General features: G+C 31.2%; 21 protein-coding genes and 1 tRNA gene. 9 read left to right on the forward strand and 13 right to left on the reverse strand.

Annotated features, from left to right (window positions below; translation table 11 throughout):
- Positions 1-776: 776 nt before the first annotated feature.
- From ACJ6WR_RS05855 to ACJ6WR_RS05875, 5 genes are all read left to right on the forward strand, one after another.
- Positions 777-848 (forward strand) — tRNA-Glu (locus ACJ6WR_RS05855).
- A 184-nt stretch (positions 849-1032) separates the two neighbouring features.
- Positions 1033-1446, forward strand: coding sequence for a hypothetical protein (locus tag ACJ6WR_RS05860; RefSeq protein WP_052259339.1), 414 nt, complete (start codon positions 1033-1035; stop codon positions 1444-1446).
- A 755-nt stretch (positions 1447-2201) separates the two neighbouring features.
- The gene (locus ACJ6WR_RS05865; protein ID WP_409417308.1) at positions 2202-3296 is read left to right on the forward strand and encodes an exopolyphosphatase; all 1095 of its coding nucleotides are present in this window, start codon (positions 2202-2204) and stop codon (positions 3294-3296) included.
- A 206-nt stretch (positions 3297-3502) separates the two neighbouring features.
- Positions 3503-4084 (forward strand): Crp/Fnr family transcriptional regulator, encoded by a 582-nt coding sequence (locus ACJ6WR_RS05870; protein ID WP_409417309.1) that lies wholly within the window; start codon positions 3503-3505, stop codon positions 4082-4084.
- Between the two features lie 98 nt (positions 4085-4182).
- A complete protein-coding gene (locus ACJ6WR_RS05875) occupies positions 4183-4674 on the forward strand; it encodes an SgcJ/EcaC family oxidoreductase (RefSeq protein ID WP_052250070.1) in 492 nt (163 codons plus the stop codon).
- Positions 4675-4839: 165 nt separating this feature from the next.
- Here ACJ6WR_RS05875 and ACJ6WR_RS05880 read toward each other — a convergent pair whose 3' ends face one another.
- The 6 genes from ACJ6WR_RS05880 to ACJ6WR_RS05905 all read right to left on the reverse strand — a co-directional run bounded on the left by ACJ6WR_RS05880 (position 4840) and on the right by ACJ6WR_RS05905 (position 13129).
- On the reverse strand, positions 4840-4986 hold the full coding sequence (locus ACJ6WR_RS05880) for a hypothetical protein (RefSeq protein ID WP_165572306.1): 147 nt from the start codon (positions 4984-4986) through the stop codon (positions 4840-4842).
- A gap of 254 nt (positions 4987-5240) precedes the next feature.
- Entirely contained in the window at positions 5241-6215 is a 975-nt protein-coding gene (locus ACJ6WR_RS05885; RefSeq protein ID WP_409417310.1) for a hypothetical protein, read from the reverse strand.
- A gap of 165 nt (positions 6216-6380) precedes the next feature.
- Complete coding sequence (locus tag ACJ6WR_RS05890; protein ID WP_409417311.1) at positions 6381-7430, reverse strand: cytochrome-c peroxidase; 1050 nt, start codon at positions 7428-7430, stop codon at positions 6381-6383.
- Positions 7431-7553: 123 nt separating this feature from the next.
- A complete protein-coding gene (locus tag ACJ6WR_RS05895) occupies positions 7554-9065 on the reverse strand; it encodes a DUF6850 family outer membrane beta-barrel protein (RefSeq protein ID WP_409417312.1) in 1512 nt (503 codons plus the stop codon).
- 10 nt (positions 9066-9075) lie between these two features.
- Positions 9076-10284, reverse strand: a complete 1209-nt coding sequence (locus ACJ6WR_RS05900) for a DUF4876 domain-containing protein (protein ID WP_409417313.1) — start codon at positions 10282-10284, stop codon at positions 9076-9078.
- Between the two features lie 28 nt (positions 10285-10312).
- Complete coding sequence (locus ACJ6WR_RS05905) at positions 10313-13129, reverse strand: TonB-dependent receptor (RefSeq protein WP_409417314.1); 2817 nt, start codon at positions 13127-13129, stop codon at positions 10313-10315.
- A gap of 663 nt (positions 13130-13792) precedes the next feature.
- Here ACJ6WR_RS05905 and ACJ6WR_RS05910 point away from each other — a divergent pair.
- Positions 13793-13993, forward strand: a complete 201-nt coding sequence (locus ACJ6WR_RS05910; protein WP_409417921.1) for a PKD domain-containing protein — start codon at positions 13793-13795, stop codon at positions 13991-13993.
- Between the two features lie 83 nt (positions 13994-14076).
- Here ACJ6WR_RS05910 and ACJ6WR_RS05915 read toward each other — a convergent pair whose 3' ends face one another.
- The 7 genes from ACJ6WR_RS05915 to ACJ6WR_RS05945 all read right to left on the reverse strand — a co-directional run bounded on the left by ACJ6WR_RS05915 (position 14077) and on the right by ACJ6WR_RS05945 (position 21048).
- Positions 14077-14553, reverse strand: coding sequence for a GNAT family N-acetyltransferase (locus tag ACJ6WR_RS05915; protein ID WP_409417315.1), 477 nt, complete (start codon positions 14551-14553; stop codon positions 14077-14079).
- Between the two features lie 154 nt (positions 14554-14707).
- Positions 14708-15559 (reverse strand): IS3 family transposase, encoded by an 852-nt coding sequence (locus tag ACJ6WR_RS05920; RefSeq protein WP_409415691.1) that lies wholly within the window; start codon positions 15557-15559, stop codon positions 14708-14710.
- A 14-nt stretch (positions 15560-15573) separates the two neighbouring features.
- Positions 15574-16008 carry a transposase gene (locus ACJ6WR_RS05925; protein WP_409415690.1) on the reverse strand — a complete coding sequence of 145 codons (435 nt, stop codon included), beginning with the start codon at positions 16006-16008 and terminating at the stop codon, positions 15574-15576.
- Between the two features lie 136 nt (positions 16009-16144).
- Positions 16145-17290 (reverse strand): agmatine/peptidylarginine deiminase, encoded by a 1146-nt coding sequence (locus ACJ6WR_RS05930; protein ID WP_409417316.1) that lies wholly within the window; start codon positions 17288-17290, stop codon positions 16145-16147.
- A 194-nt stretch (positions 17291-17484) separates the two neighbouring features.
- Complete coding sequence (locus ACJ6WR_RS05935; protein ID WP_039111473.1) at positions 17485-18213, reverse strand: LytR/AlgR family response regulator transcription factor; 729 nt, start codon at positions 18211-18213, stop codon at positions 17485-17487.
- Positions 18191-19180, reverse strand: coding sequence for a sensor histidine kinase (locus ACJ6WR_RS05940; RefSeq protein ID WP_409417317.1), 990 nt, complete (start codon positions 19178-19180; stop codon positions 18191-18193). The genes ACJ6WR_RS05935 and ACJ6WR_RS05940 overlap by 23 nt, the downstream gene beginning before the upstream one ends.
- Before the next feature lie 155 nt (positions 19181-19335).
- Positions 19336-21048 (reverse strand): hypothetical protein, encoded by a 1713-nt coding sequence (locus ACJ6WR_RS05945; RefSeq protein WP_409417318.1) that lies wholly within the window; start codon positions 21046-21048, stop codon positions 19336-19338.
- Positions 21049-21309: 261 nt separating this feature from the next.
- Here ACJ6WR_RS05945 and ACJ6WR_RS05950 point away from each other — a divergent pair, with 261 nt between their 5' ends.
- From ACJ6WR_RS05950 to ACJ6WR_RS05960, 3 genes are all read left to right on the forward strand, one after another.
- Positions 21310-22011, forward strand: a complete 702-nt coding sequence (locus ACJ6WR_RS05950; RefSeq protein ID WP_409417319.1) for a helix-turn-helix transcriptional regulator — start codon at positions 21310-21312, stop codon at positions 22009-22011.
- Positions 22012-22148: 137 nt separating this feature from the next.
- The gene (locus tag ACJ6WR_RS05955) at positions 22149-22649 is read left to right on the forward strand and encodes a GNAT family N-acetyltransferase (RefSeq protein WP_409417320.1); all 501 of its coding nucleotides are present in this window, start codon (positions 22149-22151) and stop codon (positions 22647-22649) included.
- A 131-nt stretch (positions 22650-22780) separates the two neighbouring features.
- On the forward strand, positions 22781-24304 hold the full coding sequence (locus ACJ6WR_RS05960; protein ID WP_409417321.1) for a glycosyltransferase family 39 protein: 1524 nt from the start codon (positions 22781-22783) through the stop codon (positions 24302-24304).
- The last annotated feature ends 272 nt before the right edge of the window (positions 24305-24576 follow it).

The raw sequence follows: 24576 nt of genomic DNA on the forward strand, positions 1-24576 counted from the left end.
TTTTTTTTAAATTTATAATTATATTATATTATCCATAAATAAATCTATTTTAATCTAATTCTAGAAACACTAGCTATTTGATGTTTTATAAAAACAACCTAAAATACACAGTAGATTAATTTGAGATGCAGTCGCATCTTTTTGTTTGCCTCTAAAATATTGGAACATTCTAAATTTACGCTACCAACTTATAGAATGATTTGAACATAGTTTGTCGGGGATTAATCATCTAATCGTTACTTAACATGCGTATAACTTCAATTCTGAGTATGAATATCAGTAAGTATATAATTCAATAACATAAATTAAATTCCGACAAAGGCAGTCTATTACAAGTATCGCCATTTACATTATCCATCACTGCTCTATTGCTTAAACAAAACCAGGACATCTTATCGCAATCATCATTCACAATAACAAAAAAATGTGCAAAGTCAGTAATATTCGCATTATATCTCATTAGAATACTTCCAACAACAGGCATTTTTTCAAAAAACCAACAGAAAAACTACAAGAATAATCTTTCAAAAGTAAACATTTATCATTCTTAATAAAATTTAACATTTTAATATAAAGAAGAGAAAAAACCTCTTCATCCATTTTTAAAACAAAACAACCAATTATTAATCAAATAAATACATTTTAATTAACTCAATTCTGTTTATGATTGATGATTTCTAACAATGCTATTTTCAGTGTAACCAAAAAAAGTTTTTCGAAAAAACTATTGTATATTTTAAAATTGATTGTATTTTTGCACCCGCAATAGCAAAGTAGGCCCGTTCGTCTATCGGTTAGGACGCATGGTTTTCATCCATGTAAGAGCGGTTCGATTCCGCTACGGGCTACTAAGAAAAAGCTTCAGAGAAATCTGAAGCTTTTTTCGTTTATATTTACTTTAAAGAAATAAAAACTACTCTCTTTAGAGAATAGATAACACAAAGGTTTACAAAATTTAATCAATCGCTTTATAAATCTTTGCAGTTAAATCAACACAAAAAAAGGACTGCATTAATAATAAATAATAGTAAAATGGAGCAAATTTTAGAAAAGCTAAACTTTTTTATTGAGAACAATTTACCTCTTGTACTGTCGAATTATACTGAAGATGATTTTGACATGATTTTAGATGAAAGAGACGAAGACTATTTTTCTGAAAAATGGATGGAAATATTTGATATCATCAAAGTGAAAGTTAGTGAAAGTAAAATAGACAAAACTAGTAGCCACAGCTTAAGAGAAAAAGTTTTTAAACTCGTATATTCTATAACAAATCATCCTGATTTATCTTCCTACGTATCTGATGATTTTGGCTTAATATTACAGTCATTAGAAATTAAACATAATGATTACTGGTTAAATTCGCTGTGGTTAGAATATAAAAAAGGCAATTTACCACATGGCCAATTAGCGGAAACTAAAGGTGAATTAATTGATTTAATCTAAAAACCGCATAGATACTATTCCTGATTAGGTGTTTTTTAAAAATCCTTTATAAACTGGTCATGTTTTTCAATTCTTCTCATATAACTAAGACAAAGCTTCAGATAAATCTAGAGCTTTGTTTTTTTACAATAATTTGTTTTTTTTTATCATCTTGAACGAAATTGAAAGTGTCTAACTATTATTCCTAAACTTATCTCTCTTTTGTAATTTCTAAGAACTATAACAAAGGTTATGAGATTTTTATAGATTTCATAAAATACGAAAAGTTGTACAGATACAGGAATCCTAATGTATTTTTATATAGAAACACTTCCCTAAATGAGTCATTATTTCTCTTTTCTAAATAAATCACATTTGCTTATTACTCTTTTTCAACACATTAGAAATATAAAATAATATGCGAGTGTATTAACAATTTAATAATATATTTTCCTAATAACTGAGTTTGTTCTAATAAATGTTTTTATAAATTTGTGGCCTTGTATTTAATAGTTTTTACTTCACAGTATTTAAGACTTGGTAACCAAATACTCTATCATTTTGTCACTTATATATAAGCAACTAATCATGAGATCCTTTTACTTTATTGTTAATATAAAAGATATATTAACCTTGAGAAGTCCACTTCTGTAGTCTTTAAATTATTTACACTAAAAAAAATATTACCCACAATTCAAATATCTAATTTACAAACAAAACAACAAACAATTCCCTCACAATCTTTATTCATTAAATTATAACAGTAATTAAATCCAATGCTTAAAAAACACACAACCCAAATTCTAATTTTTACCCTTTTAAGTTTATTTTTTTCCATCAATTCATTTTCTCAAAAAAACATTTATGCCGGAATTGAAATCGGACGTAGAGCAATAAAAACTTCTGTTGTAGAGATAAATAATATTAAGAAAGCAGACTATACAATTCTCCACTTCTCGAATGAGAGAATTAACCTTGCCGAACATATTTCTACTTACGGAGAGCTTCCTCAAGACGACATTAATAAAACTAGCAATATAGTTCTTAATCAATTGAGAGAAATAAGAGCGAAATTTAAAATTCCCGAAGAAAATATTTTTATAGTTGCTGCTCCTGCTTTTTCATCTGCTCGCAACATTGACGTTTTAAGAAATAGAATTTCTACTTTAACTAGCAAAAGTTTTGATATAATTAATGTTGACGAAGAGGCTAAAATACTAGTTAAAGGTGCTATACCACCTGTTGATTATTCAAACGCTCTGCTCCTTGATATTGGTGCCCAAACTACTAAAGGCGGATACATTGATGAGATTGGAGATAACAGATTAGAGTTTATTCCTTTGGAGCTTGATTTCGGTACAATGACACTTACTGATGCAGTAAAAAAAACGGTTGTAAATCAAAGTCAAGCTAATGATATGTCAACCTATCAGGAAAAGGCTTTTGATTTTAACCCAATTCTGCGTAAGAAGATAAAACAATTGCTTGATGCAAATCCTCTTTTATTAAAAAAGGAAAAAATTTATTTATCCGGAGGGGCTGTTTGGGCGTTTTCAGCTCTTTATTATGATGAAAACACTAAAGATCATTATATTTCTTTTACGTTGGAGGACGTTATGAATTATGATGCAATCCTTAAAAATAATTTCGGTAAGTTTACTACCTATGCCAAAACGAATAAAGAAGCTGCTAGAGTTTTGACTACATACGATCAACGATACCTTATTTCAGCAAACAACATACTAGTAACTTGCCTGGAAAGTATTCCAAATTTAGAGAAAAAGAAAATATACTTTGTAAAAGACGGACAAGTAACTTGGCTTATGTCATACATTGCTGATCGCTCTAAAAAAGTAAATACTAATTTTTAAGTATCTTTTTTTACACTCTTACAAAGTCTATTCTGTTTTGTCATTATAGAACTTACATATAACATTAAGCAAAGCTTCAGAGAAATCTGGAGCTTTTTTTATAGAATAGTATTTTATGCCTGATCAAAAGATAATGTTGCTAAATCGTTGCTGAAAAATTTATTACTTGTAGTAAATTAGCTTTATATTAGCTTTTAAAAGACATAGTGAACATAGACATACTCATATCGCATTTTGATAATTATCTTCCTCTTGACACCAAGGAAAAGGAAGATTTGAGTAATCGTGTGATTGAAAGAAACATCAAGCGAAGACAATTTATACTTCAGGAAAATGATGTTTGCAGACATTATACTTTTGTTATTTCTGGGCTTTTTAAAATGTATGCTGTTGATAAAAACGGAACGGAACATAACATTCAATTTGCTTCAGAAAATGAATGGATTACTGACATTGGTAGTTTTCATTCTGAACAACCAAGCCGACTTTATATCGAAGCTATGGAACCAGCTGTTATTTTGCAAATAGAAAAATCAAACCTTTTATATCTCTACACTCATTTTCCGAAATTTGACCGAAATTTTAGAGTTATTATCGAAAACAAATTTATTGAACTCGAAAATAGGGTTCTACAAAATATTAGTTCTACTGCCGAAGAAAGATATCAAACTTTTCTGGGTCAATACCCGAAACTTTCTAACCGAATTCCTAATACTCAAATAGCTTCTTATCTTGGTATAACGCCTGAATTCCTGAGTAAAATCCGCAATAATATTACTAAAAAGTAATTTACCCTTAATATAGTTTAAGGGTATTTCTTAAACTTGTTTATAAGTGTTACTCTTCTGTTTACCTCAACTTTGTAATGTAATTAAAGCATTATAAAATGAAAAAAATACTAATCCCGATTTCTTTGCTCTTGCTGATGGCAAGTTGTCAAAAACAAACAGAAAACAAATCCGTAACAAATAATTTAAAACAAGTAGAAATGAATACAACAGCAGAAAAAACAGCCATAGAAAAATTATTTTTCTCTTATCGTGATGCCTTAAACACATCAGATGTATCTAAAGTTTTGTCATTATACACTCAAGATGGTGTATTTATGCCAACCTCTGCCCCAACTGCAAAAGGCCAACAACAACTAAAAGATTCCTATGAATTTGTATTTAAATCAATACAATTAAACATTGAGTTTTTTATCGAAGAAATAAACATTAGTGGAGATATTGCTTATGCAGTAACAAACTCAAAAGGCACAACATTAATTCACGCTAATGGACAAACTGTTCCAGAAGAAAACAGGGAGTTATTTGTATTGGCAAAAGAAAATGGAGAATGGAAAATTGCCCGTTATATGTTTAATAAAACAAAATAATCAATAAAACAATTCCAGAATTGTCCTGTGAGGGGTGCAGTAAAGCTTCAGCGAAATCTGAGGCTTTACTATTTTAAAACCCTTTTATTATAGTTTAATAAAATTCCGAATAAGACAAAAAAAGCAAATCTAACAATTGCTAAAAATTATAATAATTAAATAGTACTACACTATTTTAGAAATCATCATAATAGCAATAAAGGAAACCACAGCAAACACTATTGAGTTAATAATTCTGTCTTTTCTCTTCATCGATTTTTCTGATATGTCTAGCTCTGTCAAATCTTTTTTTCTTGTTTTATTTGCTTTCATGTTTTTTAATTTTAATTCATAATATTAGGAATCAAAGTGTGCAAACTGTATGCCAAAGCAATCAAAAATAAATTAAAGCACTAAATACCAATAAATTAAATAATTAATATTGCTGTTTAATTTATAATACCTATCAAAATGATAAGGTTAAGCATTCAAAATGAAAGGGATAGGGAGTTTTATCAAACAAAAACAATATTAGAACTTAAATTTGTACAAAATCTCCCTTTCATACAAATTTAAGTTTTAATCACCTATTCTTCTATTACAAAATCAAAATTCCCATCAGCTGGAATAGATAAAACTCCTTTTTTATGCATTTCATCTGTTGCTTGTGTATAGATGAAATGATACCACCAAATAAAAAATTCTTCAAAAGATATTTCCTTGTCATAACCTAATTTAGTGTAAATCTTTTTACTGTATTCTCTTTCGCTCTCCAGAATCTTTAATAAGTCTGGTAAATAGTTTTTAGCTATTTCTGTAAACAAAATATTGTCTGATTTAGAAACTAAATTTCCGAATGAATTTGTTTGTACATGAAGTCTGTTATTTCCATAAACACAAACGTCTTTATTATCTATTTGCTCGGATTGATTTCCGTAAATCCCAAAAGATTCTGTTTTTGCATTTGTATTTTCACTAATTCTGTAATAGTAATGATTTCCGTGTCTTAAAGGTCTGTCTTCTTGCTTTAGAAATTCTTTTTCGACATCATTAATTTGCCAGGAATCTAATAATACATTACTTAAAATAAGGAATGACCATTTTTGAAAATCTTGTGTTTTTGATACCTCTGTTTTACCAAATTGCAGTTTTATATCGGCTAAATTTTTAATTATTGATTTGGTTATTTTTTCCGATACGGGTTTTGCATATTTATAAAGCAGTTCTCCATCTTTTGCATCGGCAATAAAAACTGTTGGCTTATACTGATTATTGATTTTATGAAGCCAATTTTTAGATTCTAATAAGGTAATTAAACTCGTCATTTTTTCATCACTAAACTTCGTGTATTTCTGAAAATCAGCTGGCGAAAAACCTTTATGCAGCGCAAATAAAAATATATCTAAACTGTCTTTATTTGTTTTGAAATTAGGAAAATTATCTCCTCGTGAAATTAACGCTTGTTCTATTTTCAATTTAAAAATAGCCTCGATTTTGTTTTGAGCATTTATGTTTTTTCCAAATAATAGAAAGATAATAGCCAGTAATTTCAATTTTTTCATTGTTTTCTTTAGATAGTATTGCTACTTAATTTAGTTAGTTAATGATAAAAAAAGCAAATTATAAATGATTTTACACCACATAACTTGCTTTTTTACCAACGCTAATATATAAGTATTTATACTACAAACAATAAACTACATAATTTTAATTTTATGCAATTATATTTACCTCGGTATCTGTGGACGCTCCATTTTGTATTGTCTTCCTGATAAGGTTTTAATAAAAGAAACCAAGGCTATAATCTCATCATCATCTAGGTTTAGAGGTTGCAACAATACATCTGTTTGTGGGAATAAAGGATCTGCTGCTTTTTCACTTTCATCTGGATCTATCATGTGCATTCCGCTATTGTATATATTAATAATTCCTGTCATATTATCAAATAAACCATTATGCATCCATGGTCCTGTGTACATAACATCGCGAAGTGAAGGCGTTCGGAATTTCCCGACATCTTCTGCCTTTTTAGTAATATTGTAAAGCCCTAAATCTTCATAGTCTCTTTTATAATAGGTAAGTCCTATATTATGGAATGATTCATCGGTAAAATATTTCCCCGAATGGCAATTCATACAACGCGCTTTAGTACGGAAAAGATGTAAACCGTGTATTTCCTGATCAGATAATTGACTGTAATCTCCATCAATAAAAGTATCAAATCGGCTTCTTTTACTCAGTATTGTTTTTTGGAAAGTTGCCAATGATTGCAAGATTTTATCATAAGTAACATCAGTGTTTCCGTATGCATTTTGAAATAAAACTTCATAGCCTTTAATTTTTTTTATCTTTTTAGCCAGACTTTTAGCATCCATATTCATTTCATGATGTGCCGTAATTGGTCCTTGCGCTTGCTCTTCTAACGTTGTTGCGCGACCATCCCAAAAGAATGATTTTCGCGCATTAATATTATATAAAGACGGTGTATTGCGCTTGCCTTGCAAATGATCATTACCCAAAGATACTTCTCTCCCATCTCCCCAAGCCAGTTCAGGATCATGGCAGCTACTACAGGAAACCTGATTAGAACCTGAAAGTTTTGGATCAAAGAAAAGCATCTGTCCTAATATAACTTTAGGATCATCCATCCTTTCGTAATAACTTGTATCTACATCCAAAGGTTCAAATTCTTTCCAGATAACACCTTTGTCGATAGTTGGTTTTGGCCATTGATTTGTTGGCTTACTATAAAGTTCTCTCCAATTGGTATTTGCCATTTTTTCGCTTAGCGTAACGCTAAAACTCAATAACGAATGTACAATACCAACGGACAGAATAAGAAAAAAGGTTTTTAATAAAATAGACTTCATTATAAAGTAATAGATATTTTGCAATGCCTATTAAAACGTCATTCCTAGTGACATTTGAAAATAAGTATTGTTTTTGTTTTTAGAATAATTGTAGTAATCCAAACCTGTTTTGATGAAAAAATTAAGGTCTGTTTCATATTTGTAATCCCAACGTGCTGTTAGATTTACTTTGGTATATGCTGCTGATAAGTAAGCAAAATTATAATCTAACATTTCAAAAATTTGATTTGTATTTATGCGATCACTAAGTTTCATCTTTGAATCTAAAGCCCAGCTATGCTCTAATGATGTCGAGACTTTGATTAATGATTGCGACACCAGTTTTGAAACCGAAAAATCTAATCGACCAATACCTTGCTGAATATCGATAGTTCTTAAGGGATCGATATACTTTGTTGCTGTATTTTTAAGATTAAAACTTGGCGCAACAGACCATGATAATTCTAGATTAGGAATACTGTATAAACCTGAAAATATAACCGATGTAACCTGGTTTGTATATTTGGTAGCTTCGGATATTTTTACGTAAGATGATGAAGTCTGATTGTCGAATATATTCTCGGTTCCTGCCCGATCAATATAATAAAATCCGATTTTTGTACCCCAAGCCTTTTCTTCTGATTTTTTTAAATAAGAAAGTTCTCCATCATAACGTTTCTCTAGAATACTAGATGCGATAAGGTCTTGAAATTCGGTCATTATTTTTTCATAATCAAAATGGTTATATCCAATAGATAAAGCAAAACCATTCCTGTCTTTTGGAAATAATTGCACATTTGCTCCATATCCTTTCCCATCATAATAAGAGCTCAGTTTGTTTCCTGTAAGTAGGTTGTTATACACTCCAAGTCCTGTCATATGATACACAGCGGGAGCACCTAACTCGCTGAAGAATTTCAAATTATTTGACTGTGTGTATTTTTGCAGATTAATAGCTGATCCAATCACATAATGATTTCCTATGTTTCGGGATATCCCGAGTGCTACTTTTAAATCCGAAACTGTATTTTTAGGTCTGGGATCTATATCTCGGTATTCCATCAAGGCACGGTATTCGGCAACGATTCCTAGAGTCATTTTTTGATATCCTTTAGTATAACCTCCTTTAAAAGAATATTCTTCAAAAGAAAGATCTCCTCCTATAGAATCGGCGGTTACATAAGGATATATTACCTGATAATCTGAGCTTTCGTTCCATTGTACATTTTTACGTTGACCATTTTTATAGTTTGCATTTCCCCAAACCGTATTTTTAGGATCAATCTTATAATAGGATTGTGCGTTAATAAGAAACTCACTAATGCCATTTCCTAATTGTTGAATATTGGTTTGCTGCGATGTAGTATTATAACCGGCGCTAAACTCTGATAAGGAATAGCGGCGAGCATATTGCATATTTGCAGGATTTGTATAAAATGCACCAGAAAAATTATTTTCGGGAGCTAAATTCTCATGAATACGGATAAGAACCGAGGTGCTATCCTGTGCATGTAGCATAGCTGAACTAAAAATAATAAATAGAAAGATGGGACGAAAACTCATGATTAAATTATTAATTCATTAAAGATGGTTTAACCTCTGGGCTAAAATCTAATGTAGAGTTATTAGTATCTTTCAATTCTTTTTTACCTTTTGAGTCCGTTGAATTCACTTTACGACGAACACTTTTTCCGTAACGACTTTGGTCTGCATCTACTTTTCCGCAGTATGTCCATCCCATATCCAATGAAGGGTCGGTAACAATCCATTGAAATTCTGACGCAACACTTAAATTAACTGCATCTACAATCCATGAATTAGGAATAGAGTAAACGCTCTCTCCCATAGGATAACTTTCTCCTCCTACTACCAAATTATATTCATAGTCGTACGTGTAATCTGTCAAGTAAGTATCTTTATTTATTGGCAAACGAGCAATAACAAAGCTTTTGAACCCTCTGTTATGTACAATCATCGATGAGAATAAATTCTCCATATTAGGAACAGCAGGATTATCTACATCTTCTGCATCTTCTGTATAAAATTCGAAATTGGCTGTTCTTAAATCAATCGAACCCGGGTTGTATTCTTTATGATTAATTGCATCTTCGGCAATAATAAAAAATCCTCCTGGAGCAATAGGATATGTAGTTCCTGTTCCGGGAACAATAGCAATTGCCGATGCTACAAAAGATTTCGCCATGATATTTGGCGTATAAGCCTGTTTCTCTACCGTCATAAATTCCGATTGAGCAATCATTAATCCATCTGCGTATAATACTTTATCTGTATTGTTGTAAATTTTAAAGTATTTGTCTCCTAGATATTGTTTTCCTTCGGCAGTTCGCGTTCCTGTAAAAAACACTTCCTCGATAATAAAATCTGATTGGCTTGTTTTTAGGAAAAGGTTTAAAGAAACCAGCGCTGTTTTTCCTGTAATAACAACCGATTCTTTATAACCGCTTACTGCTGCCTCAACAGTACTTTCTCCCGCAGAATATTGAATTTTTCCGTTGATAGCAATTTCGTAAGATCCTTCACTTAATTCGATAGAAAGACCATTATTTACAAATGACTTACTCTCTGTTATTTTACCTGTATTAAGTTCTTTAAAAGATACCGAAAGGTTAGAAAGTACAACATTATTTAAATCTTCTGGGTTAACAAGTTTTAAGGTTATAGCGGTTTGGTTGCTACTATAATTATCGTCATCTTTTGAGCAAGATTGTAGTAAAGCCATTATGGCCATCGTTAGATAAATGGGTAATAGTTTAATTTTCATAATTGAGGTATTTATTTAATATTAAAGGTTATAAATTCAAGTTTAATTCCATCCCGAAATAAGGAGAAGTGAGCCCTCTTTGTTCTATCTTCTGTCCATTGATTTCGTAGTTTTGATAGTAACTAAAGAGTCGGTTAACGAACATTGATATTCTGATTTTTTTATAAAAATCTTTAGAGATTTTCAAATTCATATTCATTGACATTGGGATTGTTCTTTTCTCAAATAAATCGTCGTTGTATTTTATATCCAACCATTGCAAAATAGGATCTGATTTATCTTCTTCGAGATAAGGATATTGTTCTCCTGAAGGATTTATATAAGCAATTGGTGTTCCGTTCATAGGTGTAGATTGATTGCTTCTAAACCACATAAATTGAAAGGAACTAGAAAATTCTAAACCAAGTGAGGGGATATAAGTATCGACAATTAAGTTTGTATTTAATTGCTGTTTTATAGAACCATCGTCCCACTGGTAAAGACCTAAATACGGAAGTCGTTTGCCGTTAATAATTATATCTTTTTGTCCACTTTTATACACAGGATTACTATTAGTATAAGTCGTTTTAAACCAAGCTCCATTTAATGTAAATCGTGTATTTATAGACGTAAAACGTTTAGACGATAACTGAAATTCAACACCGCTTTTTAGTAGTTTACTTCCGTTGTTAGTAATGTTGTAAGTGGTTAATAAAGTATCCATTACAAAACTCATTTCGGCAAGATCAGGTTGTGATGTTAATGCTGAAGGATCTATAGAACTACTATCGTATTTTTTATAAGAAAGCGCATGATATCGTGACCCACTTCTGAATCCGGAATCTAAACGTTCATTAAAAAAAGTAACAGAGAATCGGTTATTATCATAAGAGAAATCTGTGCGAACCTCCCATTTTTTATTTATTGCCGGCTTTAAATCATAATTTATTGCAGACGTTTTATAGGTCATTAAATTAATTCTTCGGTATTCGGGAGTATTATGATAATAGTTAAGCTGCACCAAATCATTATATACATAATCGGGATAAAGCTGTGCCAATGTTGGGAACTTAGTATATTGCCCTGCTCCTACTGTAAGTTCCGTTTTTAATGCATGTTTCCCTATCTGGAAAGACGGAAGTACCCATTGTGCATTAATTCGGGGATCAAAATAATATTTTCCGTGAATAGCATAAGCTGATGGTACATTTAATAATGACATGGCTCGAATACCACCCGCAAGGTTTAATTGATGTTTTCCTAAAGGAATTGTAATAGCATCTTCGGCAAAAAAAGCAATATCTGTACTAGCAGGAATATCTTTATATGATCTGGGGCGTGTTGTCATTTCTGGAGATGGCGGATGTGTGGTATCGTAAACCTGACCTTTTCCGTTATTTTTAGAATATGTCCACTCCGAACCTGCTTTTAAAGCATGTGTTATTCCAAATAAACGAACTTCAAAATCTCCCATTGCTTTTAAGAAAGCATCAAATGGTTTACCATCAACCAGAAGATCTGAAGCGTATTGGGGCGTTAAAAAAATACCGTCGGATTCTCCTTGTTCTGTATTATTAGGTATCGCTGTAGCATTTGATACTTGTACCCATTTGGTTTGTTCGATTTTATCATATTGCTGACTAAGTGATGTAGCTACATGAATCGATTTTAAAAATCGTGATGTTTTAAAGTCTAAATCGAATGAGTTAGCTATAGAAAATCGATTATAATCAGAACTATATCTATCAATTTTTGCGTAACCAACATTTGGATCTGCTCTCTCATTATCCATCGAACCGCTATAATCTAAACTAGAATCCCATTGAAGCAGATAAGAATCATCCTCCCATGTTTTTTGCGCTCGTATAGACGCAGTGATTCTTTTGTAGTTTTCGAAACTATTACGAGGATCCGATTTTGCATCCAGATAATCAAGCCCAACATTCAATACAAATCGTTTCTCTTCAGATTCAAATCCTTTCCCTACATAATACAGCTTACTAAATTCATCTGCTTTAAAACGAGATTCCCAATTACTGCGTCCTCTTTTTCGTTTAATTTTAATAAGTCCGCTAGTTAAATCACCATATTCTACAGATGGAATACCTCTTATAATTTCGACTTTCTCAATTTGATCTGTAGATATAGAACGCATATCTACTCCTTTTGATGTTGTGTTCCTGCGTGTATTTGCATATCCGGAACCCGGAGTAATAGTCATTCTTGGTCCAGTCGAATATTGTAAGTTAGCATCGGTATTAAGAGGAATTCCGTCGATTACAAAAGCAGTTCCAAGAGAGGAAATATCATAATTAGAATCGGCTATGCCTACTTCTCTTAATTTAATGTGATTGGATGCATTAAACACAGGATCTTTGGAGCGTCCGCCGGGTAATAATTCTAATAAATCTGTAAAACTCGAAGGCTGCAAATGTTGCATGGCTCTTTTATCGATAATAGATGTACTTGTCATTCCTCGAGACTCTGTAGCTGTTATAACTACTTCGTTTAACTCAATACTTGCAGGTTTTAATTCTAAAGACAAACTTTGATTGGTTGTAAACCCTAGCTTTTTTTCGATGGTTTCGTAACCTGAATGTGATAGCTTTATTTTGTAACTACCGTTTACAATAGCATTCAGAACAATGCTTCCAAAATCGTCTGACTGTGCTTCATATTTCTGAGACGATCCTTCTACAGTTAGCAAAGCCCCTTTTATTGGTAGTTTACTTTCGGCATCTTTAACGGTAATCTGAATATTTAACTTATTTATATTTTGTGTAAAACCAAGGTTAGAAAATAAGATGAATACTAACAGAATAATGCTTTTAGAAAATATTGGCGGGAGACTATTACAATAAGTCATTGTAGTTAATTTGTAATGCAGTTATATGATATATAACAGAAAGGTGATTAAAAGTTGCAAATATAGCTTAATTTAGACTCGATAAAAATAGTAAGTCTTAAAAAATGTAATCTCCCATATTTAAAGGGCTCAATCTCCTACTCTTCTAAAAAAAACAAAACATTAACTATCAACCAATTAAAGACTTATTATTTCAGATTTAGTTTCTAAAATAAATTTCTCCCTTAATCATAAAGGTGTCTGAAAAAGAATACAAAGCAAATGTGTTTCAACTTTTGTATTGTTTATAATAAAGGTTATCCGAAAAGTTAAAAATGATAAATCACATTACCTAGTTATCGGTATTTAGTTAGAATTCTAAAAGACATAAAAAATGTGAAAAATGAAAACATTTTTTCGGTTTATAATAAGAAACACTTTTGGAAAAAAGAAAATTTAAAAAGAGCTACTTTTGTATGACAAGCTATTTATACTTGCAACTAACAGATTAAAAAAAGGTATAAAAAATAAAATCTCCATTCTACTTATTACCTCTTCAATACTTCTACTTTTTCTTGTAGCAAATCTGATATCGAGAAAGGGATTGATTGCATTTCAGAATCTATATATGTTAAATTAAAACACAATTCAGACGAAACTAATCCGAAAAAAGTTAATTACGAAATTGAATATACAGGACAGTACACTCTCGATGCTGTAGCATGGACTTTGGGAGATAGTACTAGTGAAACTGTAAATAGCAATACGATTTCACATGTCTATAGTACTTCTGGAACTTTTGAAGTAAAAGCTGATGTAACAGTTAAAAAAGGTTCAGAATCATCTTGTGCTTCCTCGCATAAAAGAAGCATAACCATCGATTAAATAAGTATTATATAAATACATAAAAATTAAAAGAATCCTTTATTATTCTATTAATTTTTATGCATTTACCAAATTATAAGACTTTAACCAATAACACAGCGCATTGTTGTAGTTAGATTTTTAAAGCCCGCTTTTTCATATGCTTTAACTGCCGATTCATTCTCATAATATACTTCGAGTCTTACCTCTGTTATTCCTTGAGATAAAACCCATTTTTTAAGGTCGTTAAGTATTAGATTACTAACACCTTTCCCTCTAAATTCCGGGCTCACAAACATGAAACCTATATACCCGAATAATTCATGTTTCTGGAAATCTTTTGCCGATCTTATTTGTGCATATCCGCATCCAATAATTTGATTATCGCTTTCGACAACCAGAACTTCTGTCACCTCATCTAGTATAAGTTCTTGTATATCATAATAGAATATTTCGCCCTCTTTTAATGTTGGATCAAACGGACGTTCTGCATTAACAAGATGTTGCAAAAATTCTGAAAGTTTAGGCAAATCAGTATTTGTGGCTCGCCTTGTAGCTATGTTTTTATTATTTATATCCATATTTCAAATATAAGTAAAATACTTTTTTCAATGAATTAAAAAGTACGCTACCAGATTAGAATATCATTAAGTTAAGAAGAACATCTTTATACTGATATAAATTAAATGTCTCGTCCTAAAAAAGCGATACGGATTATTACATAAAAATAATTAATTAAACAGTTGCAAGAACGTTCTTGCAACTGTTTTTTGTTTTATAAGTTCTCATTTGGATTTTATTTTGAGTATGCATTTGATTTGGTGTTAACATGTGATTAGAATAATGTGGTCTTAATTCATTATAAATATTGATAGATTCCTTTATTATTAGGTTTGTGATTTTTCTTTTTTGATGATACTTATCAATCATAAATTCTTGTTTTAAAATTCCATTGATTCTTTCTGCTATTGCATTTTCATAGGGATCCGAGTTTTGAGTCATGCTACATAGTACTTTGTTTTTGATAAGCTCTTTTTGATATTCATTAGCACAATATTGCAAACCTCTATCAGAATGATGGATTAGAGTTAGCGTATTATGCGTTCTTTGTTTAAGAGCCATTTTTAGAGCTTTTAAACTACTTTGAGTATTGAGATTCTCAGCAACATAATATCCCATTATCTTCTTTGAATAAGCATCAGTGATTAAGCTTAAATAACATGGATTGTCTCTTTTTCCGATATAGGTAATATCGGAGACCCAAACTTGTTCAGGACGATTTATTTCAAGATCTAAAATTCGATTTTCATGCTTTCTAAAACGATGATGTGAGTTTGTGGTTATATGATAGCTACGTTTAGGTTGTATTAATAAATGATTAGCTCTAAGTATATCAAAGAATTTATCTCTTCCAATCTTCATTAAATGGAGTTTATCCAATAAAAGATAATATAGTTTTCTAGTACCTATTCTAGGCATTAATCTTCTAAGATCATTAACCATTAAAACAACTTCTTTAGCCTTGTTTTGTTTGATTACTGTTCTTTTAATTTTTCGATAATAAACCTGTCTGTCTATCCCGAACAAATAACAGGTAAATGCTATTGTTTGTGGTTCTCTTTGTCTGAAATGGGCGATTGTTCGGGTACAGAGTTTTTTCGGATATCAATATGATATTCTTTTTCGGCTAAATCAATCATCATATCAAAGAGGATCGCTTTTTTGTCAGCAACAAAAGCCTGTCTTTCTAAGAATGCTTTTTGTTTCTCTAAAAGTTTGACTTGAGCTTCAAGCTCCATAATTTTTTGTTCAGGTGTTTTTGCCATTTTGATTGAGGTTTGGTTCTCCCAATCAAAGTTACCAAATTTCCGAAGCCATTGAACAACTGTCCTTCTACATTGAATACTGTATTTCTTTGTAGCTTCGGTTGCCGTAAGCTTTCCGTGTTCAATTTCTTGAACAACTTGTAATTTAAAAGACATTGAATAGTCTTTTTGTGTTCGCTTTACATAGCGTGATTCTTGAGATGATTCCATAACGATACTTTTTGTGTATCGCTATTTCAGGACTAGACAAAATTTAAATAAAAAACCTCTCCAAAATAAAACATTTGAAGAGGTTTTGAGCTTTCTCCTTTAATGAAGCACTCGTGGTATTTTTAATTCGTTTTTATTATTTCGGTTGTTGCTGTGTTACACAATGTACCATTCCTCCATTTTTGTATAAATTTCGAACATCGATTCCTATAACTTTTCTACCCGGAAACAAACCTGCAATAATACCATTTGCTACAGCATCGTTAGGATCATTATAATTTGGCACTAATACTTTTCCGTTGGCGATATAAAAGTTTATGTAACATCCTTTATAGCCTAAATTGGTTCCGTTTGTAGTTACTACATCATTTTGAGATAATGGCAAATAAACTTTGGTATATGCCTGATTATTTTTGTTAGAGGCATTATACAATAAATCGATATCACTTTGCTTTAATCCCCAATCCAGCAAATCATCATTACTCATGGTTACCAATTTATTACCAGGAACAAACTTTGCAATTCCATCAATATGCATATCGGTTACATCGTATTTACTAAAACCTCCTTCTAACCAAATAAATTTTGTAGCACCATAATACTTTGTGAAATTAGCTTCTGCTTGAGCTTGTGTCATACCGTAATTTCTGGTCGATCTGTTTTTCTGACTCAAAACAGCACTTTTCGTAGCCATTAATACTCCATTACCATCTAGTTCTACAGCTCCGCCTTCGTTTACCATAGGAACTTTTATTGCTGTCATACCTATTTCTGATGCTATAAAAGATGGGATTGCGTCACATTTTTCATAACCAAATTTTTCTCCCCAACCATTAAATCCCCAATCTTGAAGCACTACCTGACCTGATTGGCTTTTGGCAAAAATAGGACCGTTATCCCTAACCCAAACATCATTTGTTTGGTGTATTTTAAAATTAATATTCGTTAATGGTATTCTGGCTGTTGCCAAAAGTTTTTCTATTCTTGTTTTTTCTGTTGTATCATACGCTATAATATGAACTTTTTCTGTAGACTCTAATGCTTTGGTCATAGCAACCCATGTTGCATCCAGACTATTTCTATAACTTACTCCGTACTCATATTGATGTGGCCATTGTAACCACGTTCCTTCATGAGTCGAAGATTCTTCTGGCATCGTATAAAGAACAGAAGTAAGTGGCTTAGTTGGATCTGGTTTAGATGTTGTCGCATCAAGATCTGCGCTATCGCAAGCCGAAATTATAATTGCAAAAGTCATAGTTAAGATTGCTTTATTGTTCATTTTTTTTGTTTTTTAAATTATTTATACTCTTTGGTATAACTATAATTCCTCTTTTATTTTAGGCAAAAACTATTGACTAATACGGGAAGGGGTTTAATAATTATTCGACAAATAGAATACTTATTAAACCCCTAATTATTTTTTTTCTCCCAAATGGATTGTTTTGGGTACAGAAAGTTTGTTTTGCTTATTTCTTAACCAATTCTCTTACCTAATTTGGCTAGAAATTCTTGTTTGTTTAGTTTACTAATCGGCACTTTATGAGTGCCAATAATGGCTAGATTACCATCTATTAATTCTACCTTATTGAGGTTAACAATAAAGGAACGATGGCAACGATAAAAAGTCTGGTTCGAAAGTTCTTCTTCCATTGTTGACAGAGCAATTAAGGTTGTGTAATTTTTTTTCTCCGTAACAATTTTTACATATTTATGAAGCCCTTCTATGTATAAAATATCTGTCAAGAGAATTTTAATATGCTGATGGCTGGATTTTATAACTATCGATTTATCTACAAAAGTAGCTTCGGTAGCATCTTTGGTATCATTCTCTAAATTCAATAATTCTAATGCTCTGGTTGCTGCTTTATAAAAGCGCTCAAAAGTTATTGGTTTTAATAAATAATCTACAATGTTTAATTCATAACCATCCAAAGCAAATTCTGAGTAAGCAGTTGTAAAAATTACTTTTGGCGGATTTTGTAATGACTTTAAAAAATCTATTCCTGATAAATGCTGCATCTGAATATCTAAAAAAACTAAATCGACTTTATGCGTTTTTAGGTATTTGTCTGCTTCAAGAGCCGATGAGCATTCGTGTACAACCTCGAGTTCTGGAATTTGCAGCAAATGCGTGCGTATTAATATACGGGCAAGAGTTTCGTCATCGACGATTAAACATTTATATACTGTCTTTGTTTCCATAAAAACTTAGGCTTACTTTATATATCGAATTGCTATCTTCAATTTTTAATTCATATTCATTCCCAAACAAATTTTTAAGCTGAGATTCTAAATTCTGCAATCCAATTCCTTGATTATTTGATTTAAATTGAAAAGAATTTGCAATCGTAAATTCAATCTTGTTCTGAATCGTTTTTAAATCTATTGTAACAAATCCATTTTTACTTTCGATAATATCACCGTGTTTAAACGCATTTTCTATAAGTGTAATGAGTAATAATGGCGGCACTTGTTCTACCGAATTGTCGTCGGATACATTAAATGTAATATTATCCATCCCTTCTATCTGGCGGTATTTTTGAATCTGAATATACTTATTGATTATCTCAATTTCCGATGTTAGGGACGTTTGTTTTTTGCTGCCTTCGTAAAGAAAATAGCGAAGTATATCTGCCAGAGTAGCTAGCATTTTGGGTGCATTATCACTTTTTATTACAGTTAATGCATAAATATTATTGAGCGCGTTAAAAAGAAAATGTGGGCTTATTTGAGATTTTAGCAACATCATTTCCGTTTGTAATTTTTCGTTTTCTAATTGCAATCGCAATTGTTTCTCTGTAAAATATTTATTAAAAACCCAAACAATATAGGAGATAAAAATATAAAGTGAATGGTTTAAAAGAAATGAAGTAAAAGACTTTAGCAAATCATCATCGTACAAAATAACATTTAAACCCGTAAAGTAATAAACAGAGAAACTAAGACTTAATAAGACAACTAGTGATGCGATATAGGCTATTTTCCCTTTTTTGTTTAAAACAAACGGAAGCAAAACCAATAGATTAATATAAAATTCTATACCAAAAAATATAACTTCAAGAGAAGAGTACAAAACACTTTCTTTGAAATTGTAAAAAGAGGCTATATAATCAAATACGTATAAAAAGATAAATACCCAAAAAAGAATATGGTAGTAAATTTTATTCATTTGACTTTAAATTTTATACAAAGTAATTAATTTAGAAGATACATTGGCAGTAAACGAGTAATTGTTTTTTTTATTGGTTAAACCAAAAAAATCTCATAAACCAATGATACTTGCTGCTACAATTAATTTCAACGCATAAAAAATTTCGCCTAGCGTTACGTTGACGAATCCGAACGATTCTCAAGTCTTTCAAATTCTTTTTCGGCTATTTCTTTTGCCATCATAAAGAATTTAATACACTTTTCTTCAAGAATATTTCCATCTTCGATAGTTATACTTTGCACATCTTTAGATCCTGACATTTCAGAATTTGCAATCATCAGCTGATGGATTGCAGTTTCTTTTTCATCAGTAAAATCAAAAGGGAACTCAATTTCTTCTATGTAATTCAATAAAGAAAATAAATAATTCATAGAAAACTTACCCGAGTGATATCCCAGAAACAAGTAAATGAGTCCTCCTGCTATTTGTTCAACAGCTTTATGATGGAGTATGTTTTTTATAAAAGTCGAATCTTCTATAAAACAATTTTGAGCAAGGCTAAGGAACTGTTGAGCAAGCAACATACGATTTTCAAAATATTTCTTTGAAAAATCTGTATCTCGTTCCACCTCAAAAACATTAGAATAAACAAGATATAAAGGATTATTATAAATCAAGAGTCCATTTGCTATAATAGTATCTAAGAAATATTTCTTGTTTTGGCTTTTCTTACGCAAATAACTAGCACTATGATTAAGGATGGTTACTTTGTATTTATTCCCAAATTTCTCCGTAATCTGAGTTTGCAGCAACTCTATCGCATTCTCTATATGTTCCAGGTTAAGAACCAACAAATAAAAATGATAATCAGGAAGTTCATTACTATAATTCTTGTTTTTATCTATTAATTCCTGTTTATGATTTGTTGTATATCCAAAACAATATATTGATCTTGTTTTAAGGGATTCTACAATTACAGCACTTATCTGGGAGAATGCCTCATCCATAATATAATTAGGCTGGATTCTTCCATTAAAAATCGATTTCCCTAAAAAAGATTGATTATTCAGTTCTCTTACTTTTTGTTTACACGATTTTACGTATTCAATAAAGAGTCTGTTAATTTCTCTCTGCATTAATTCGATTTTTCCTTTGGCTTTATCAATTAATGCAGCATCAATATCGACCATATCACGGTTTTGTTGTATGCTATTGTAAGCGGCATTAAGCATTACCAAAATCTCTTTATCTTCTTGGTTTTCTTTATTAAGTATGGTTTTAAATGTAGGTGCAAAATCTATTATATAATCATAATGCATTAATAAACATGTAGAACTAATAAATTCTGGCATAAGAAACTCTGAAGCACAGATATAAATATAACGCAAGGTTTGGTGCAATGCAAAGGCTGCTTCTACCCGCTTATTGTTTCTGGTATAAATAGAGACATTACGAAAAATTACTACCGCAGCTTCAATGTCTATATCAAATCGTTTTTTGGCTCTTTTAGACAATTGTTTAGAAGTGTCTGTACGTGGATAGAATACTTTAGAATCTGGCTCAAAATAAACCAATTCTTTAAAAGTACAATGTTGTATAAAAAACAGTTTTCCTTTTTTAAATCCATAATCTACCCAATTAGAATTAATGAATTTAAAGACAAAATCAGGATATAATTTTATGAATTTATGTGTTGTTTCATTTAATGCATCTCCGTCCTGACTACAATTTTCCTTCAAGACAAATGTTATAATAACTACATTATTGCTAGCACTATAGGATACATAAACTACTCCTGCTTCGATAAAATGAAGCAAATCTTTAATTACTTTTTCCAATCGCTCACGATGGGGATTACTTTGTGCTATTTTAATCGGATAATCCATAATTTACTTTTACTTGTTAAAACATCTCCTATTTTGTAGCTACTAATCTTGCCCTTATAACCACCTAAACACTGCTGAATACTAAAGACTTTCGCCTCATTTCTTGTACAAGCTGCTAATGATACGTGAGTCATAAGCATACTTCTTCTTTTTTTTTGTACGTTTGTCTTTTAGTTAATCTTTTTCTTATAATGTTACAAATATATAGAGTATATCCTACATATTATAATAAATTGAGTAAATAATCTATAAATATATACGATGATTATCGACAGAATCCTACAACTTATTAAATATAAAGGAATTAACAAAAGAAAATTCTACATCGAAACTGGTCTTTCTAATGGTTTTTTAGATAAGGTTAGAGATATTGGTGTATCAAAAATAGAGCATATACTCAATGTCTATCCCGATATTAGTGCCGAATGGCTTTTAATGGGAAGAGGAAACATGATATTAAAGCCCGTTGGTTTTGAAGACGAGTCCGATTTAGGAAATAATTTACTTCAGGAACCAAATCCTGTTTATAATAAAACTGCACAAAACAAAGTACCATTATACGATATCCAGGATTCTGCTGGAATTGTTTCTTTGTTTAAAGATGCCAACCAAGACCCAATAGATTTTATTTCGATTCCTGGTTTACCAAAATGCGATGGTGCTATTTATGTAAATGGTGATAGTATGTATCCTCTTTTAAAAAGTGGAGATATTATTGTGTACAAAAAAGTAAATAACATTCCCGAGAATATTTTTTGGGGCGAAATGTATTTGGTTTCTTTAATAACCGATGATTCTGAAGAATTTGTTATGATTAAAAAAGTCCAGAAATCGAATAAAGGTGAAGATTGGATACAATTAGTAAGCGAAAATCCTCAGCATCAAGCTAAAGATATTCACTTTAAAAACGTTAAAGGATTAGCTTTACTAAAAGCAACAATTAGAATAAACACCACACATTAAATACAATACATAATCATTTTATATCATAAACAAAGCTTCGGAGAAATCCGGAGCTTTTGCATTTTACAGCTTTCCTATTTAAGTCTACCTCAAAATAAATTATATATTAGCTAAACCAAACAATAAAAAATTGTAAAATGAAATTACCTCCTTACAATAGTTTTCCAAACGTTATTGGCGATAAAATCTCTTTGCGCCAAATACTACCCTCTGATCTTAACGACATTATCGAAATTTCGTATTATGATGCTGTTCAAGCAAAAACACTAGAGCAAGCAGCAGAAATGCAAGCTAAAATCGATAAAGATTATACTGATGGCAACTCTATACATTGGGGTATTGCAGATAATACAACCAATAAAATTGTTGGAACTTGTGGTTACTATCGCGGACTAGACATTGGAGCGGGAGAACTTGGTTGTGTTTTATTGCCTCAATATCGTGGACAAGGTTTTATGACTTTGGCAATGACTCTAGCCATAGAATTTGGAAGTAATCATATAGGATTAAACCGCATTTGGGCCGAAACATCTCAAGAAAACCAAAACGCAATAAAACTTCTTGAACGCCTTAACTTCATTAAAATTGGTGATCTGGAAGACAACCATATCGAATACGAATTAAAACAAAATGCATAAATAAAAAAAATTTTAGAGAATCTAGAACTTTATAAGTTCTAGTATTTTCATCTTGGTCTAAAATTAAAATAAATTATATATTAGCTAAAGAATTAATACAAACCATTTTAGCTATTTAGAGCACGAACCCCATGACTAAGAAAACCATAATCTTACTCGGATTTATTATTTTAAAGTTTGCTTTACAATACATATTAATAAGTCCAGAATATGATTTGCAACGTGATGAATACCTACATCTCGATCAGGCAAATCATCTCGCTTGGGGATATTTATCGGTTCCTCCTGTAACATCCTGGATTTCTTATATCATCCTGTTACTCGGAAATTCTGTTTTCTGGGTAAAATTCTTCCCAGCTCTTTTTGGTGTTTTAACACTTTTAATCGTCTGGAAAACTATCGAAAAACTCAACGGAAATTTATACGCCTTAATTCTCGGTGCAACTTGCATTATATTTTCGTCATTACTGCGAATAAACATTCTTTATCAGCCCAACTCCTTAGATGTATTATGTTGGACAGGATTTTATTATATCCTAATACAATACGTTACAACCGAAAAACCTAAATGGCTTTATATAGGAGCAATTGCATTTGCCTTTGGATTCCTCAACAAATACAATATTCTTTTCCTACTTATAGGTTTACTTCCTGCCTTGATACTATCTAAACAAAGAAGAATATTTACAGAAAAAAAGCTCTATATCACCTTACTTTTAGGTTTAGTATTGATTCTTCCAAATCTTTTATGGCAATACAACAACCATTTTCCGGTTGTTCACCACATGAAGGAACTCGCCGAAACACAATTGGTAAACATGGATCGAGTAGAATTTTTAAAAAAGCAATTCCTTTATTTTATAGGCTCTTCGCTTGTAATTCTCTCGGCTTTATATGCGCTATTATTTTACAAACCTTTCGAGAAATATAGATTCTTTTTCAGCTCACTTATCTTTACAATAATCGTTTTTCTATACTTTAAAGCCAAAGCTTATTACGCAATTGGACTGTATCCTATTTACATTGCTTTTGGCGCTGTTTATCTTTCACAAATTTTAAACTCGGGTAAGAAACGTTATTTACAACCTGTATTTGTAATCATTCCGTTGTTGTTGTTTATTCCTATGTACAATTTGTCTTTTCCTAATAAAAGCCCTGAATACATCATAAAGCATCCCGAAAACTACAAAAAACTAGGTATGCTAAAATGGGAAGATGGCAAAGATCATAATTTACCTCAGGATTACGCCGATATGCTTGGTTGGAAAGAACTTGCCCGCAAAACCGATTCGGTTTATGCAACTATTCCAAATCCAGAGAAAAAGAAAACCCTCGTTCTTTGTGACAATTACGGACAGGCTGGAGCAATTAATTATTATACCAAACAAGGAATAAAAGCAGTTTCCTTTAATGCCGATTATATTAACTGGTTTAATCTTGATATACAATACAATAGCTTAATACGAGTTAAAGAATACCATGAAAATGATGATGAAATGGCAGAAACTGGTCCATACTTTCAGACTGCTATAGTAGCCGATTCTATCACAAATAAAAATGCCCGAGAATACAAAACAACCATTTTTGTATTTACAGGCGCCAAGATTGATATTAATAGAAGAATTGTTGAGGAAATTTCTAAGGAAAAGAACTAAGGTTCTTTTTGAGGCACTAAGGTTCTGAGAGACAAAGGTTCAAAGGTTTTTCAGTTTGTGTGGAGAAAGGTTTAAAAAAAGGTTCAAAGACGCAAAGGTACTGAGGTACTAAGGTTTGGATTGAACATAAAAAAACGCAATATTATGATTCTTCTCCCGAAGCTTCGGGACACTCAGAATGACAAGACAGCGAATACTCAAAATCTTTTCACAGACAAACTGAAAAACCTTTGAACCTTTGTCTCTCAGAACCTTAGTCCCTTTAAAAAAAC

This window comes from Flavobacterium sp. PS2, from assembly GCF_046250155.1.
Lineage (GTDB): Bacteria > Bacteroidota > Bacteroidia > Flavobacteriales > Flavobacteriaceae > Flavobacterium.